This window comes from Thalassospira australica (assembly GCF_000763295.1).
Taxonomy (GTDB): domain Bacteria; phylum Pseudomonadota; class Alphaproteobacteria; order Rhodospirillales; family Thalassospiraceae; genus Thalassospira; species Thalassospira australica.
Genome location: NZ_JRJE01000003.1, coordinates 21,888 through 36,885, shown reverse-complemented (window position 1 = coordinate 36,885; position 14,998 = coordinate 21,888). Strand labels below are relative to the sequence as shown.

The window sequence follows — 14,998 nt, the reverse complement described above, 5'->3', positions numbered from 1 at the left end:
CGTTTTTTTGTTTTCTGGGGCGGTGGAGAGCATGTTCGTTTTACAGGGCTTTATTCTGAACTTCGCCAAACCTGCCGAATTTATGCCGTTGCCCTGCCGCAAATGGCAATTATGCGTATTTTCCGCGCATTAATTCGTTGTGTCTGATTTCCAGAAAAGGTACATCCTTCGAATTGTGCGCTTTTAACTGCCCGTTTTAAGGGTGTTTACGCAACTTTTGTAAATTCGAGGATATGCTTTTCGCATAAAATTCGAAAAACAGTAATTTGATGAGGATATCGGATAATGTCCCAGGACTTCCACCGCATAAAACGTCTTCCGCCCTATGTATTCGCAGAAGTAAATGCGATGAAGGCGGCGGCGCGACGCGCGGGTGAGGACATTATCGATTTCGGCATGGGTAATCCGGACCCGGCCACGCCACAGCATATCGTCGACAAGCTGGTCGAGACGGTTCAGAACCCGCGCACCCATGGGTATTCGATGTCGCGTGGCATTCCCGGCCTGCGCAAGGCTTTGGCGGCGTATTACGACCGTCGCTTTGGTGTTGATATTGATCCCGAATCCGAAACGGTTGTGACGCTTGGTTCCAAGGAAGGCCTGGCCAACCTTGCTGCTGCCATCACAAGCCCGGGTGATATCTTTTTGGTGCCCAACCCGTCTTATCCCATTCATGCGTTTGGGTTCATCATTGCCGGAGCCGCTTTGCGCCATATTCCGATTGGTCATGATGATCAGGGCACGTTTAATACCGAAAGCTTTATGGAGCAGCTTCATCGCGCGGTAAAACACTCGGTGCCGAAACCCAGTGCGGTGGTGCTGAACTTCCCGGCCAACCCGACGTCGCTTGTGGTTGATTTGGCGTTTTATCAGGAAGTGGTCGATTTCTGCCGCAAGCATGAAATCTATGTTCTGTCTGATATCGCCTATTCCGAGATTTATTTTGATGGCAATCCGCCGCCTTCGATCCTGCAATGCAAGGGGGCAAAGGATATTGCTGTTGAATTCTATTCTTTGTCGAAAACCTATTCGATGGCGGGATGGCGTATCGGGTTTGCCACGGGCAACAAAAAGCTGATCAATGCGCTGACCCGAATTAAATCATATCTTGATTACGGGGCCTTCACCCCGGTTCAGGTTGCAGCAACCGCAGCGCTTAATGGTCCGCAGGATTGTGTCGAGGAATTCAGAAACCTGTATCGGGAACGTCGCGATATCTTTATCGAAGGGGCGCAAAGTGCCGGTTGGGAAATACCAAGCCCGGCAGCGACCATGTTCGCATGGGCGCCGATCCCCGATGCTTTTGCCGAACTGGGATCGCTTGATTTTTCCAAGCTGCTTTTGCAGGAAGCAGGCGTTGCCGTGGCACCGGGTTTGGGCTTTGGCGAGTATGGTGATCGCCATGTCCGCATTGCACTGGTGGAAAACAAACACCGTATTCGACAGGCCAACCGCAACATCAAACAGTTCTTTGCAAAGTGCCCTGATGCAGAATCTGCACGTGAACTGTTGAAGAAATCCGTCTGATATCTCATAAAGCACACTGTGTTTCGCCCGGGACATGTCCCGGGCGTTCTATTATGGGGGTGGGGTGACCTGTTTTTGTCACTTGCGCGCCTGCGGATGTAACCACGTGCTAAGGAGTTATCGTGAAAGACGTCGTTAAAATCGGTGTGGCAGGCCTGGGTACGGTCGGTGCCGGAACCGTTAAACTGCTGAGTGAACATCGCGACATTCTGACCGACCGTTCGGGCCGCCAGATCGTCGTCACAGCGGTATCGGCGCGTGATCGAACTCGCGATCGTGGTTTTTCAACAGATGGCCTGACCTGGTACGAAGATGCCCGTGAACTGGCTACGGATAAAGACATCGACATTCTGGTCGAGCTGATCGGTGGATCAGATGGCATTGCCTATGACACCTGCAAGGCAGCATTGGAAAACGGCAAGCATGTCGTGACCGCGAACAAGGCGCTTATTGCGCTTAAGGGCGCGGAACTGGCCCAGATTGCCGATGCCAATAATGTGACCATCGCCTATGAGGCGGCAGTGGCCGGGGGCATCCCGGTGGTCAAGGCACTGCGCGAAGGGCTTTCGGGCAATTCAATTTCGCGTGTGACCGGCATTTTGAACGGCACGTGTAACTTTATCCTGACCACCATGCGTGAACAGGGGCGTGACTTTGCTGACGTTCTGGCCGAAGCCCAGAAACTTGGCTATGCGGAAGCCGATCCGACCTTTGACGTTGATGGCATTGATGCCGCGCATAAGCTTGCAATCCTTGCCAGCCTGGCGTTCGGGGTTGAGGTCGATTTCGATGCGGTTTCGGTCGAAGGCATCCGCAGCGTATCTGCCCTTGATATTCAGCTTGCCGAAGAACTTGGCTATCGCATCAAGCTTCTGGGCATTGCCAAGCAGACCGCAGAAGGCATCGAACAGCGCGTTTCCCCGGTCATGGTCGATCGTGCGACGCAGATTTCCAAGGTCGAAGGTGTGTTTAACGCCGTCGCCCTTGAAGGTGACTATGTTGGCCCGGTCGTGCTTCAGGGCCGTGGTGCGGGCGAACGTCCGACGGCATCGGCCGTTGTTGCCGATATTGTTGATATCGCCGCAGGTCGTGCGGCACCGGTATTTGGTGTGCCTGCCGACCGGCTTAAGAAGAACGTCCGTGCATCGCTTGAGAAACATACCGGTGCTTATTACCTGCGTCTGATGGTGTGGGATCGCCCGGGTGTCATGGCTGAGGTGACCGCAACCCTTGCCAAGCATGGTGTGTCGATGGCCTCCATGATCCAGCATGGCCGGGCAGAGACAGAAGGCGGCGTCGTGCCGGTGGTGATTGTGGCCCATGAAACCACGGAATCTGCCATGTCGGGGGCGGTCAATGACATTGCGGCATTCGAAAGCAATTCTCAGCCGCCGGTTCTGATGCGGATTGAAAGCTTCGCTTCGTAACAAAATCAACAACACATATTCGCCCCGTATCTGTCATGATGCGGGGCGCTGTTGTAAAGTTCGGGTACAAAACCGGGCATCATAAATAAGAAGACAACAACGAGACGGGGCCCCCAGACCCCGCATCAGCAATACGAGGAAGACAATATGGATCGAAATCTCGCGCTTGAAACGGTTCGTGTGACCGAGGCAGCGGCACTTGCGTGCTCTGGTCTGATGGGTCGCGGTGACGAAAAGGCAGCTGATCAGGCCGCTGTGGATGCGATGCGCAATGCGCTCAACAGCATGGACATCAGAGGCACGGTCGTGATTGGCGAAGGCGAACGCGACGAAGCGCCGATGTTGTTCATCGGCGAAGAAGTAGGTTCCGGCGAAGGTCCGGAAATCGATATCGCGCTTGATCCGCTTGAAGGTACGACCATTTGCGCGACCGGTGGCCCGAACTCTTTGGCCGTTGTTGCGATGGCCGAAAAGGGTGGCTTCCTGAACGCGCCGGACACCTATATGGACAAAATCGCTGTTGGCGGTGGTCTTCCCGACGATGTTGTTGATCTTGATGCCAGCCCGGCCGAGAACCTTAAAAGCCTGGCTGCGGCCAAGGGATGCGATGTTGCTGATCTGGTTGTTTGCATTCTCGATCGTCCGCGCCATCAGGACATCATTGCCAAAACCCGCGAAGCGGGCGCACGCATCATGCTGATTGGCGATGGGGACGTTGCCGGTGTGATCGCAACCTCGCAGAAAACATCGGGCATTGACCTTTACATGGGCACGGGTGGCGCACCGGAAGGCGTTCTTGCCGCTGCTGCCCTTCGTTGCATCGGTGGTCAGTTTCAGGGCCGTCTTGTTTTCCGCAACGATGATGAAATTGCACGTGCGAAAAAATGGGGCATCGAAGACCTGAACCGCAAATACAAGCTGGGCGAATTGGCCCGCGGCAATGTCATGTTTGCGGCGACCGGTGTTACTGATGGTGCGATGCTGCGCGGTGTACGCCGTTTCGCCAATGGGGCCGAAACCGAAAGCATCGTGATGCGTTCCCAGTCGGGCACCGTGCGTTATGTCCGCGCTGTGCACGATTTCAGCCGGAAAATCTGGTACAAATAAGTCACCAGCCTCAAATTTCTATAAAGGGAGTGCCTTGATATAATTCTCGGCACTCCCTTTTTGTTTCTAAATGCTTGCAGCGAAGGGCGGTCCGCGTTACATCCTCCGCCCCCTTTGCTGAAGATCAAACGCTGGAGCCTGTGAAATGTCGGAAATTATTGCCCTTGATTTCGGTACGACCAACTCGGTTCTGGCTGTTGCGGACAGTTCTGGGAACGTGCAATCGGCAAAGTTTGAAGTTGGCGCTAACAGCTTTGATACCTATCGCACCATCCTGTATTTCTGGGAAGATCAGGATCTGAAGTCGCCGGGGGCACCGACGCATACCAAAAGCTGCTCCGGCCCGTTTGCGATTGCCGAATACCTCAAAGAAAGCCACGACTGCCGACTGATCCAGTCGATGAAATCCTATCTGGCGGCCAAGGATTTTGAGGGCACCGATATTTTCGGCACGACCTATTCGATCGAAGATCTGGTTGGAACGTTTCTTACGCAAATTCATCATTTTGCGCAGCACAGTCTTGGTTGGCTGGGACAGCGCGTGATTTCCGGGCGTCCCGTTGCCTTTGCAGGGAACAATCCGGACAATGATTTTGCTGAAATGCGTTTGCGCGATGCCTATGAACAGGCGGGCTTTGATGTCGAAGCCATGGTGTTTGAACCGCTTGCGGCGTCTTACTATTACGGACGCGAGCTTGAGAAAGAAGAAACCGTTCTGGTCGCTGACTTTGGCGGCGGTACGAGTGACTTTTCGCTGATCCGCTTTACGCCGGGACTTGGTATTCGCGGTGTGCAGCCGTTGGCGCATACCGGTCTTGGCATCGCTGGTGACCGGTTTGATTATCGCATCATCCAAAAGGCCGTCTGGCCGCGCCTTGGTTTTGGCTCAAGCTATAAATCCATGGGGGCGACGCTTCCGGTGCCGCGCCAGTATTACACGGCATTCTCGCGCTGGCATGAGCTCGCCATGATGAACCAACCCAAAACCATCAATGAAATCAAAAGCCTGATCCGATCGGCAACCAAACCCGACGATATCGAGGATCTGGTGGCGATTATTGAAGATGAAATGGGTTTCCATCTGTATCAGACGGTCTCAAAAGCCAAGGCAGAATTGTCATCCAAAGACAGCACCGTTCTGCAGTTCTCCCACGGCGGGGTTGAGATCGAAGAAAAATTCACCCGTGCTGATTTTGAAGCCGCGATCGCGCCTGACATGGCCGAAATTGAGGCCGCCGCAAAGCTTTGCCTGTCACAGGCGGGCGTAGATGCCCGCGATGTTTCGAAGGTCTTTATGACCGGCGGCACATCTTATGTTCCGGCCGTGCGTAAAATCTTTGAAGACGGCTTTGGCAAGGACCGCATCGAAATCGGCCAGCCGTTCCTGTCGGTCGCGCACGGGCTTGCGTTGATTGCGGCGGACGAGGGGATTGTCTGATCAGCAGGCAAAATCCCCGCCGCATTGAATTTGCAGCAACACGACCGCAACAACAAAAAGCCCGATCGCCAAGCCGCTTAGCGCATATAGCCAGATGCCAAGACGGTGGCGTTTGAAAACCCACGGCAGGATGCCACCCATCAGGCAGAGGACGGGGAAGGCCAGCACGCTGTAGAACAGTATCTGGGTCAGGGGATTGTTTTCCGATCCCGGCGCATCAAACATCATTGGCGACATCATCACCAAGGGGGCCGAGAAAAGGGCACCAAGCACGGACAGGACTGTAAGTCCGATCCGCCAGCCTTTTTTATCGTTCATTGCTTATGTCCATTCTTGTTTGTCGGTCAGTCTGCACAGGTTGTTCTTGCGTGCAAGGGGTGGCAGGCACCTTTTGTTTTCCGCTTTGTTTTCCACGATGCGCAAAAGTCCCTTCTTTGTGATTGCGCCGACCACATCTATGGTGAGGGCAAAGCGGGTGTGAAACGAAGCTCGCGCCAAAGAACACGACAGGGAGAACGCAATGAGTTCAGAGAGTGAAACGCACGTCATCGCGCGGTTGACGGGGCAGATATTGCCAGCTCTTCCACTGTCGGCAACCGATGGGAGTTCGGTTGATTTATCCGAACTGTCCGGGCGCACGGTTGTTTATGCCTATCCGCGCACGGCCAAGCCCGGTGTGCCGTCGCCAGACGGATGGGATGAAATCCCCGGGGCCAAGGGCTGCACGCCGCAATCCTGTTCCTTCCGTGATCACGCCGCCGAATTACGCGCCGTTGGCGTCAAGCACCTTTATGGGCTTTCAAGCCAGACAACGGACTATCAGAAAGAAGCAGCAGAGCGGCTTCATCTGCCATTTCCCTTGCTGTCGGATGCTGATCATCGGTTCATGGAAGCCATGGCCATGCCGGGTTTTGAGGCAGCAGGCATGCGGTTGTTCAAACGCCTGACCATGGTTCTTGACGGTGGCAAAATCACCAAGGTTTTTTATCCCATCGATGATCCGGCCGCAGATGCGCAAAACGTTTTGGGGTGGTGTCGGGAAAACCCTGCCAATTAAGGCCCGGTTCAGATTGGGGAAGTTTGCCTTTGGCCAAAATATCCGGTTCCAGCCCGCCCGAGATTACGCTATTTCATAGGGCATGACAGATCATCCGCAAGAAACGACTTTTATGGGTATTGAGCGATCCGTTACCGGCAAATGGTGGCGAGAACGCGCAAATGATGAACGATTGGCAACCACGATTGCCCAGCGCTTTGGCGTGCCGGAAATTGTCGGCCGTGTGATGGCCGCACGGGGCATCGATCTGGATGATGCCGAAAGTTTCCTGTCGCCGACTTTGCGTGATTTGATGCCCGATCCGTCAAGTTTGCAAGATATGGACAAGGCCGCAGCCCGCATTGCTGACGCCATCGAGAAGGGCGAAAAACTTGCCGTTTTTGGTGATTATGACGTTGATGGCGCGACCAGTACTGCCCTTTTGAAGCGTTTCTTCCGTGCGCTTGGCGCAGATGTTCCTGTTCACATTCCCGATCGCATGACAGAGGGCTATGGCCCGAATGCACCGGCCTTGCTGGCGCTGCAGCGCAATGGTGCCAATCTGATTCTGACGGTCGATTGCGGGGTGACGGCCTATGGCCCGCTCCAAGCAGCCAAGGACGCCGGGATCGAGGTGATTGTCGTTGATCACCATGCGGCCGAACCGGAATTGCCGCCTGCGGTTGCGGTGGTAAACCCCAACCGTCTGGATGATGAAAGCGGGCTTGGGCATTTGTGCGCGGCCGGTGTGGCATTCCTGCTGTGTGTGGCGATGCTGCGCGAACTGCGCAATCGTGGTTGGCTGGAGAAGGCCGGCGTTCGTGCGCCTGATTTGCGCAATTGGCTGGATCTGGTGGCCCTTGGCACGGTGTGCGACGTTGTGCCGTTGCGCGGGCTGAACCGGGCCTTTGTGACCCAGGGTATCAAGGTCATGAAGCATCGGACCAATATCGGCATGACGTCGCTTGCCGATGTGGCCGGCGTCAATGAAACGCCAAACGCCTATCACCTTGGATATGTGCTGGGGCCGCGTGTGAACGCCGGTGGGCGCGTTGGCGAGAGTTTTCTGGGTACGACACTGCTTTCGGGTGAAGACCCCGCTGAGGCGCAGGATATCGCGCGCAAGCTTGATGAATATAACCGCGAGCGCAAGGCGATTGAGGATATTGTGCTTGATCAGGCCATTAGCGCGGTCGAAGGCAAATCAAAAGTCGGTTCCATGGTGCTGGTGGGGGGCGATGACTGGCACCCCGGCGTGATCGGCATTGTCGCAAGCCGCCTTAAGGATCGCTACCACGTGCCGTCGCTTGTGATGGGGATGGTTGATGGGGTCTATAAGGGATCTGCGCGATCCGTGCGCGGAATAGACCTTGGTGCGGCGATCATTGCCGCACGCCAATCAGGGCTTTTGATCAATGGCGGCGGGCATGGCATGGCGGCGGGCTTTACCCTTGACCCGGAAAAGCGCGATGCATTTGAAGAATTTCTTGAAGAACGCTTTGCCAAAATCATCGAAGAAAACGACATTCGCCCGACCATCACGGTCGATGGTGCGCTTCATGCGCATGGGGCGACGCTTGATCTGATCAGCGCGCTTGAGAAACTTGGCCCATTTGGCGCGGGCAATGCTGAACCCCGGTTTGTTTTTGTCGATTGCCGTGCGGTGAAGGCCGATGTGGTTGGGGCTGATCATGTGCGGTGTATTCTGACCGGGGCCAATGGCAAGGGCAGGCTGAAGGCGATTGCGTTTCGATGCCTTGATAATGATATGGGCCAGACCCTGATCAAGCATGGTGGGCGGCCCCTGCACGTTTTGGGGCATTTGCGTCGCGATAGCTGGCAGGGTCGTGACGGGGTGCAGCTGATCATTGATGATGTTGCGCTGCCTGTCTGAGGTGCCGGGGCGGGAATGCGCATATTTGCCATGTTGTGCAATTACTTGCGGTTCCGACAGGATGGGATTATCCCAGATAACATCATGACAGATCACGCAAAAAAAACATCGCCATCGCATACGACGTTGGATTTCATTCTGGTTTTGGCGCCCATTCTTTTGGCGTTTTCACTCAGCCAGTTTTTCCGTTCGGCCCAGGCGCTTCTGGCGGAGCCGCTTCGCGGTGAGCTTGCCATTACCCCGGAACAGATCGGCCTGATTTCAGGCAGTTTCCATTTCGCATTTGCCCTGATGCAGATCCCGGTCGGTGTGATGCTGGATCGTTTCGGTCCGCGCATGACCAATGGCGCTTTGATGCTGGTGACGGTGATCGGCGTGATCATATTTGCCAATGCGCATTCGGTGATTGGCCTGATGATCGGGCAGGCGGTGATTGGAATTGGCTGCTCGGCAGCCTTTATGGGTGCGCTTGTTTTGGCTGCGCGCTGGACCGCGCCGGAAAAATTCGCCGCTGCCTCGGGATTGATTGTGTCGTTTAGTTTGCTTGGTGTTCTGGCATCGGCAACGCCATTGGCGGCATTGGTGGAAACCCATGGGTGGCGCACGGTTTATTATGGCCTGGCAGTGATTTCCCTTGTCGCCGTGGTGCTTGATTTTGTCGTTGTGCGCGATAATCCACCCGGATATGCCGCCCATGCCCAGCGTGGTGAAAGTATTTTGGATGTTTTGCGCGGCATGGTGTCGGTCTGGTCTAACCGGCAGGTTTGGTTGTTGTGCGGTGTGGCGTTCTTCAGTTATCCGGCCATCCTGACTGTGCGTGGACTTTGGGGTGGGCCGTATCTGCACGATGTATTTGATCTTGGCGCCGTTGACGTTGGCAATATCCTTCTGGTGATGACGATTGGCATGATTTTCGGTCCGCCGGCCTATGGGCAACTGTCGCGCATGATGCCGGACAATACCCGTGGTCTGATCGTTTTTGCCGTTCTGGTGGGGGCAGTCGCCTGTTTGCTGCAGGCCTTTGTCGGGCCTTTTGGCGCCGGGTTTGCCATGGTGTTCATGCTGCTGCATGGTTTTATCGGCAGTAGTGCGACATTGAATTATGCCGCTTCACGCAAGGCCGTACCAGAACATCAGATTGGCCGTGCGCTGACCACGATCAATCTTGCGACGTTTGCCGGGCTTTTTGTCCTGCAGGGGATCGCCGGTCTGATCATCGGGCAGTATGAAGACAATCCGGCTGCAGGTTATCAGGCAATGTTTGTTTTTCTGGGGATTGGTTTGGCGCTGGCAGGTGGTTGTTTCTGGTTCGGGACACGTCGCAAGACCGGGGCGTAAGAAAGTTTTCCCCCTTGTTTGCACCGGTTTGAAGATGCACCAGACGGGCAAGGTTGAAAATAAACCGTCTGGTTAAACAGTGGTGCTGGTTTTTTCAGTATTTGGTCGGGAATGACGTCATTTCGGGTGGGGGATTAAAAAAAACGTCACAGCGACGAAAAAGCCGCTTGACCTGACCCCACCCAATCGCTAAAAACCGGCCTCGTTAACGCGCTGCGTCCCCTTCGTCTAGAGGCCTAGGACACCGCCCTTTCACGGCGGCAACAGGGGTTCGAATCCCCTAGGGGACGCCACCCGTTAACATAGACTGACTTCGATTGGTGCGTTATGTGTCCCCTTCGTCTAGAGGCCTAGGACACCGCCCTTTCACGGCGGCAACAGGGGTTCGAATCCCCTAGGGGACGCCACCAACCGATGTCACGACATTTGCGCATATGCCTTTATGTGCCTGTGTCCCCTTCGTCTAGAGGCCTAGGACACCGCCCTTTCACGGCGGCAACAGGGGTTCGAATCCCCTAGGGGACGCCATCTTTTCTGACAGAGCAACCGGCTCTTGCATGAATGCCCGCAGCGTTTTGCTGACGGGCGTTTTTTGTTTCAGGCCGTATTTTCATCACGGTGTGCTGTCACGGTAAAGGTTGCGATCAGACCGCCTTGGGGGTTGTGCTCAAGCCAGATTTGCTCGCCATCTTCGCGGCAAAGGTCGCGACACAGTGAAAGCCCGACACCCGCGCCAAGCTCCCCCGATGTACCTTCTGTTGATGTCTGAGATCCGCTGGAGGTGGCAAAGTCGGCGATCATCTGATCTGTGACGCCTGCGCCCTGATCGATAATCTGGATTTTGATTTTGGTGTCTGCGATCTGGGTGCGCACCTTGATTGTGCTGTTCTTCTTTGAAAATTTGATGGCATTGACCAAAAGGTTGCGGCAAATCATTTCCGCATGTTGGGCAATGCCAAAGCCGATCAGTTTTTGTGGTGCATAGTCAACGGCGATTGATTTTGCTTGCAAAAGCGGGTGGGCAACCTTGACCGCACCTTCAATCAATTCATCAAGTGAAATTGTGCTGGGTTCAGTTTTACGATCGTCAATCAGGGTTCGCCCCCAAATCAACAAGTCATCAAGAAAACGCAGCGTTTCAGACGCAGATGAATGCAGCATTTGAATTTTACTGCGTGCCTCGTCGTGATTGCCTTTTGCGATATCCTGCTGTGCAAGCATGGACAGCCCCGCAAGGCCGTTAAACGGGCTGCGCAGATCATGGGCAAGAATTGCAAACAGGCGGTTTTTCGACTTTGCCTCGGCGCGGAGCGAACTGTTGAGCCCGATGATAATCATCGCGGTAAATCCGACCGCGGTTAACAGCTGGAATAAAATAATATCCAGGAATGCAAACATATGAACGGTTGGCGCATTCATGAAGCTGGTGATTTGTTGTCCGTCCAGCCACGTGTAAACGGCGCGCAGCATGTGGAAAAGACCATGTGCAAGAAAGGTGATCGCCATGATGTGCTCTGGCGCAGAGTTTTTGGCGGTGTCTTGAAGCCACAACGTCTGAACGCAGCCAAAAGAAAGCAGGGCGAGGACGGTTGAAATCACAATCACACGCGCTGGAATATCTGGCGAGACCTGGCTGAAATAAAAGAACAAAAGCACGACCGCAGTGATCGTGATGCCAGAAAGCCAGATGCTTGGTTTGCGCTCGGTGTAGCCTTCAAGGCCCAACCAGTAGAAAACGTGGGACAGGGCAATCAGGGTGTTGGCGATAATGATTGAGGCGAAGTCAGGCAATACTCCCCTGTAGCCCAGCAAGACAAAGCCGGTTGCAGTGCTGATGCCGCCGATGGCCCAAAGCAAGGTGCTGGATCGATGCCGGGATACCATCCATAGTGAAATGAATGTTATGGCCTGTACAAAAGCAGCAAGCGTTGCAATAAACGCAAGGGTCCGGATATCCAGTTCAACACCAAACAATTCAAACCCCCCATTCGAGTTCAATTTTGGCCTGATGTGCGTGTCGAGCTTAACTGTGCGCGATCATTACATAAATTGCCAGTTTCCTAATGCTGTATTGCATCTTGGGTGGGGTGTTGCGCATTACAATAATGCGGGTGTTGAATTATCTGTGAATGGCTTGGTCGAATGCGCGCTGTTTGGCGATGTTTGGTGTTGTGCCGCGCCAAACAAGCGGGGACAAATAGCAATGCAAGCGAAACGGAGCCGGTTTTAGAACGGGAACCGTTTCTGTTTGCTTTTGGGTCTATGCAGGCGATAGCGCCGTGTCAGGCTTTCGCGCAGTTGTTCTGCAGTGGGGCGGGGAAGATCGATGGTTGTGCGTTCGGAGCGTGGGGTGTTTTCGAGTATGGCGGTCTCTGTTGGCGGTGGGGAAAGGTTTGCACTTCCATCTGCAAACAGATCGACCGGGTCAGCCTGATCCGCGTCATATAGATCCGCAACGCCAACGCCTAACAAACGGTATTTCGTCCCATCGACTTCCTTTTTCAGCAGGGTCAGGGCAGCATCAAGAATGACGTCTTCGCGTAGCGTCGGATAGGTCAGGCGCATGTTGCGGGTGCGGATTTTGAAATCTGATGATTTCAGTTTGAGCACGACGGTATGCCCGGCAATTTCCTTGCGCGTCAGATCGCTGGCAACGCGTGCGGTCAATCGGGTGGCGATTTCTGTGAGTTCTTCGAGCGTTCCGACGTCTTCGTTAAAGGTGGTTTCCGAAGACAGGCTTTTGCGTTCCGTGCTTTGTTCAACGCGCCGGTTATCTTCCCCGCGTGAGAAGAAATAAAACCGTTTGCCGATACTGCCATAACGTCCCTGCAGGGCATGTATATCGAATTCCTGAAGCTGTCCGATGGTTGTGATGGCGTCTGCGTGGAGTTTGCGTTCCATTGCAGGCCCGACCCCCCACATCATGCGCACCGGCTTGTCAGCAAGAAATTCGACCGCCTCTGCACGGCCAATCATGGAAAAGCCGAACGGTTTGTTCAGGTCAGATGCAATTTTGGCGAGGAACTTATTATAGGACAACCCAATGGAAACGGTAATGCCGACGTCACGCTTGATGGTGGTCTGTAAACCCACAAGACATTCAGCGGGCGATTTGCCATGGGTTTCAAGCGCGTTTGACAAATCCATGAAGGCTTCGTCAATCGACAGCGGTTCGATGTCGGGTGTCAGGGCACGCATCATGTCGCGAATGCGATAACCTTCGCGCTGGTATTTCTTCATATCCGATTTCAGAAACACGGCGTCGGGGCATAGCTCGCGGGCCTTGAAGGCAGGCATGGCGGAACGCACACCATATTTGCGTGCGACGTAGCAGCAGGTCGCGACAACGCCGCGGTGACCACCACCAATGATAACAGGCTGATCAATTAGTTCCGGCCGGTCGCGTTTTTCAATCGAGGCATAAAATGCATCACAATCAAGATGCCCGATGGCAAGGTCAGGAAGCTCTGCGTGGGCGAGGGCGCGATTGCCGCGACAGACCGGACAGGCCACATAGGACCCGGCACCGCTTTTGGAAAGCGGTTGGTCAAGGTTCAGTCGCCATTTGTGATGGCAGTCCGGGCACAGTGCGTACAACATGCTTATTTGTACTTCTTTTGTTCCGGGTTTGCCAAGGGCCGTAATGCTGCTTCCTGTCAGGTTTTGTCAGGTGGGATCAATATATTTGACGCGTGGACATCATCGCGACAAAGCCACCGGTTCAAGCGCCCGACAGTGTCTTGGGGTGGCGGCGTTATTTTTGCTGCTGGGCTGCTTTTTTAGCCTTTTTCGCCCGGCGCTGACGGGCGATCATATTGTCGATATAGCGCCCTTGGAACAGGGTAATGCCAAGTGACTGGCCAAATTTAATCGCGGTTGGTGAGTCGCAGCGACACAGGATCACGCGTTCGCGGCCCGAATTTTTCACAAGATTGTCCATTTCGGAGTATTTCTTGCGGATGACATTATCGGTCATCTCGTCGCGCCAGGCGACCTTGATAAAATCAGCCTTCAGGCTTTTGCGATCAACAAATGACAGTGATTCCACCGTCAGGTTATCAATCAGAATGCGATACCCGCGTTCGTGGAAATCATCGCGAACACTCAGATATGTTTCCAGATTGGAAAACAGATCAACCTGATTGAGTTCAATGATGACATTGCCGGGCCATTTCCGGCGCACGGTTTCATCAAACTTGTCAAAATCCTTTGACGTCAGGGTTCCCAGATTGAGGTTGATCGAAAATGAACTCGCATGGGTTTTGAACGTCCGTTTGCACAGATAGTTCAGCATGCGTTTATCAAGGACTTCAGTCATGTGCTGGAACAGCCAGCGGTTTGATGCCAGATCAATGGTCGGCATCAACGCATTGCGCAAATCCGCAATAGAGACAAAGAACTCGTCAAAGACCGGGTGCAGTTCCTTGGATCCGCCATGCGCAAACACGCAAACCGGTTGCTGACGAATGTGTTCGGACAGATCGGCGGTGTGGATGGTTTCTTCAAGCTGTGCGAGGTTCTCGGCTGTGATCGGTGCAAGGCTGGTGTCTTTTTCGCGCTGGATGGCCGTGCGCATATTGCTGCTTTTCTGCAGTTTCTTGGCGCGCTCATCAAGATGCTGGCACAGCAGCAGGAATTCCTGAAACTCGGTATTAAGGTTGTACCAGGTGCAAAAGCCGGTTTCTTCGCTTTCGTCCTGTGACAGCGGATCGTCGCGAAACAGATAGCGCAGGGTATCAACAGCCGGTTCAACATCGGCGATCGATTTGTCTTTCCAGACAAAGATCAGATCATTGTTGGTCAGAACAAAGATACGCCCGACATAGAGCTTTACGTAACTTTCAAAGGTATTTGTCGCAACGCGGATGTGATAGTCGCGGCGATGGAACGGCTTCATGCGCGACAGGTGAATATGCACAGCACGGTGCCCGTACTTGCGGGTTTCAAGCCGCTGTACATAGTCCAGCAACAGGTATTCCTGAAGGGCCTGTTGGCCAAATTGCTGCGGTTCAATCACGCGAAACCCCTAAGAGAAAACGTTTTTTGATCGTTATAGGCCCGTTGCATACACTGAAGACGCAAGGTTGATCAAATCATAATGTTCTGAAGGGCAGGTTAATGCCGTACGTCCTGTTTTACTTATATGAACTATACATATGGCAGGACAAGTGTTGCGTTAAATCGACTTGTGGATGCGCTTTAACGAATTGTTGGCAAGCAGAGTGCAAAAT

General features: G+C 54.0%; 11 protein-coding genes and 3 tRNA genes. 10 read left to right on the top strand and 4 right to left on the bottom strand.

Annotated elements, in window-relative coordinates; all coding sequences use genetic code 11:
• The first annotated feature begins 285 nt into the window (after positions 1 to 285).
• From JF44_RS0101795 to JF44_RS0101780, 4 genes are all read left to right on the top strand, one after another.
• On the top strand, positions 286 to 1,527 hold the full coding sequence (locus tag JF44_RS0101795; protein ID WP_033067250.1) for an LL-diaminopimelate aminotransferase: 1,242 nt from the start codon (positions 286 to 288) through the stop codon (positions 1,525 to 1,527).
• Between the two features lie 122 nt (positions 1,528 to 1,649).
• Positions 1,650 to 2,954 carry a homoserine dehydrogenase gene (locus JF44_RS0101790; RefSeq protein ID WP_033067249.1) on the top strand — a complete coding sequence of 435 codons (1,305 nt, stop codon included), beginning with the start codon at positions 1,650 to 1,652 and terminating at the stop codon, positions 2,952 to 2,954.
• A 147-nt stretch (positions 2,955 to 3,101) separates the two neighbouring features.
• Complete coding sequence (glpX, locus tag JF44_RS0101785; RefSeq protein ID WP_033067248.1) at positions 3,102 to 4,061, top strand: class II fructose-bisphosphatase; 960 nt, start codon at positions 3,102 to 3,104, stop codon at positions 4,059 to 4,061.
• A gap of 145 nt (positions 4,062 to 4,206) precedes the next feature.
• Entirely contained in the window at positions 4,207 to 5,499 is a 1,293-nt protein-coding gene (locus JF44_RS0101780; protein WP_033067247.1) for an Hsp70 family protein, read from the top strand.
• Here JF44_RS0101780 and JF44_RS0101775 read toward each other — a convergent pair whose 3' ends face one another.
• Positions 5,500 to 5,817, bottom strand: coding sequence for a hypothetical protein (locus JF44_RS0101775; protein WP_238318349.1), 318 nt, complete (start codon positions 5,815 to 5,817; stop codon positions 5,500 to 5,502).
• Between the two features lie 202 nt (positions 5,818 to 6,019).
• Here JF44_RS0101775 and JF44_RS0101770 point away from each other — a divergent pair, with 202 nt between their 5' ends.
• The 6 genes from JF44_RS0101770 (at position 6,020) to JF44_RS0101745 (ending at position 10,295) form a co-directional block, all read left to right on the top strand.
• Entirely contained in the window at positions 6,020 to 6,556 is a 537-nt protein-coding gene (locus tag JF44_RS0101770; protein ID WP_033067246.1) for a peroxiredoxin, read from the top strand.
• Positions 6,557 to 6,668: 112 nt separating this feature from the next.
• Positions 6,669 to 8,429, top strand: a complete 1,761-nt coding sequence (gene recJ / locus JF44_RS0101765; protein ID WP_081944314.1) for a single-stranded-DNA-specific exonuclease RecJ — start codon at positions 6,669 to 6,671, stop codon at positions 8,427 to 8,429.
• A gap of 84 nt (positions 8,430 to 8,513) precedes the next feature.
• Positions 8,514 to 9,767, top strand: a complete 1,254-nt coding sequence (locus JF44_RS0101760; protein WP_033067410.1) for an MFS transporter — start codon at positions 8,514 to 8,516, stop codon at positions 9,765 to 9,767.
• Positions 9,768 to 9,984: 217 nt separating this feature from the next.
• A tRNA-Glu gene (locus tag JF44_RS0101755) sits at positions 9,985 to 10,060 on the top strand.
• Between the two features lie 38 nt (positions 10,061 to 10,098).
• A tRNA-Glu gene (locus JF44_RS0101750) sits at positions 10,099 to 10,174 on the top strand.
• A 45-nt stretch (positions 10,175 to 10,219) separates the two neighbouring features.
• Positions 10,220 to 10,295, top strand: a tRNA-Glu gene (locus JF44_RS0101745).
• A gap of 69 nt (positions 10,296 to 10,364) precedes the next feature.
• On the opposite strand, the gene JF44_RS0101740 is transcribed toward JF44_RS0101745, so the two are convergent.
• The 3 genes from JF44_RS0101740 to JF44_RS0101730 form a co-directional block, all read right to left on the bottom strand.
• Complete coding sequence (locus tag JF44_RS0101740; protein ID WP_156111557.1) at positions 10,365 to 11,741, bottom strand: sensor histidine kinase; 1,377 nt, start codon at positions 11,739 to 11,741, stop codon at positions 10,365 to 10,367.
• A 252-nt stretch (positions 11,742 to 11,993) separates the two neighbouring features.
• Positions 11,994 to 13,367 carry a DNA polymerase IV gene (locus JF44_RS0101735; protein WP_033067243.1) on the bottom strand — a complete coding sequence of 458 codons (1,374 nt, stop codon included), beginning with the start codon at positions 13,365 to 13,367 and terminating at the stop codon, positions 11,994 to 11,996.
• A gap of 154 nt (positions 13,368 to 13,521) precedes the next feature.
• Positions 13,522 to 14,784 carry an EAL domain-containing protein gene (locus tag JF44_RS0101730; RefSeq protein ID WP_033067242.1) on the bottom strand — a complete coding sequence of 421 codons (1,263 nt, stop codon included), beginning with the start codon at positions 14,782 to 14,784 and terminating at the stop codon, positions 13,522 to 13,524.
• Between the last annotated feature and the right edge of the window lie 214 nt (positions 14,785 to 14,998).

Excerpts from the sequence above, each read along its gene's own strand:
- JF44_RS0101795 (WP_033067250.1), top strand. The coding sequence starts at position 286 with ATGTCCCAGGACTTCCACCGCATAAAACGTCTTCCGCCCTATGTATTC.
- glpX (WP_033067248.1), top strand. The coding sequence starts at position 3,102 with ATGGATCGAAATCTCGCGCTTGAAACGGTTCGTGTGACCGAGGCAGCG.
- JF44_RS0101780 (WP_033067247.1), top strand. The coding sequence starts at position 4,207 with ATGTCGGAAATTATTGCCCTTGATTTCGGTACGACCAACTCGGTTCTG.
- JF44_RS0101775 (WP_238318349.1), bottom strand. The coding sequence starts at position 5,817 with ATGAACGATAAAAAAGGCTGGCGGATCGGACTTACAGTCCTGTCCGTG.
- JF44_RS0101770 (WP_033067246.1), top strand. The coding sequence starts at position 6,020 with ATGAGTTCAGAGAGTGAAACGCACGTCATCGCGCGGTTGACGGGGCAG.
- recJ (WP_081944314.1), top strand. The coding sequence starts at position 6,669 with ATGGGTATTGAGCGATCCGTTACCGGCAAATGGTGGCGAGAACGCGCA.
- JF44_RS0101760 (WP_033067410.1), top strand. The coding sequence starts at position 8,514 with ATGACAGATCACGCAAAAAAAACATCGCCATCGCATACGACGTTGGAT.
- JF44_RS0101735 (WP_033067243.1), bottom strand. The coding sequence starts at position 13,367 with ATGTTGTACGCACTGTGCCCGGACTGCCATCACAAATGGCGACTGAAC.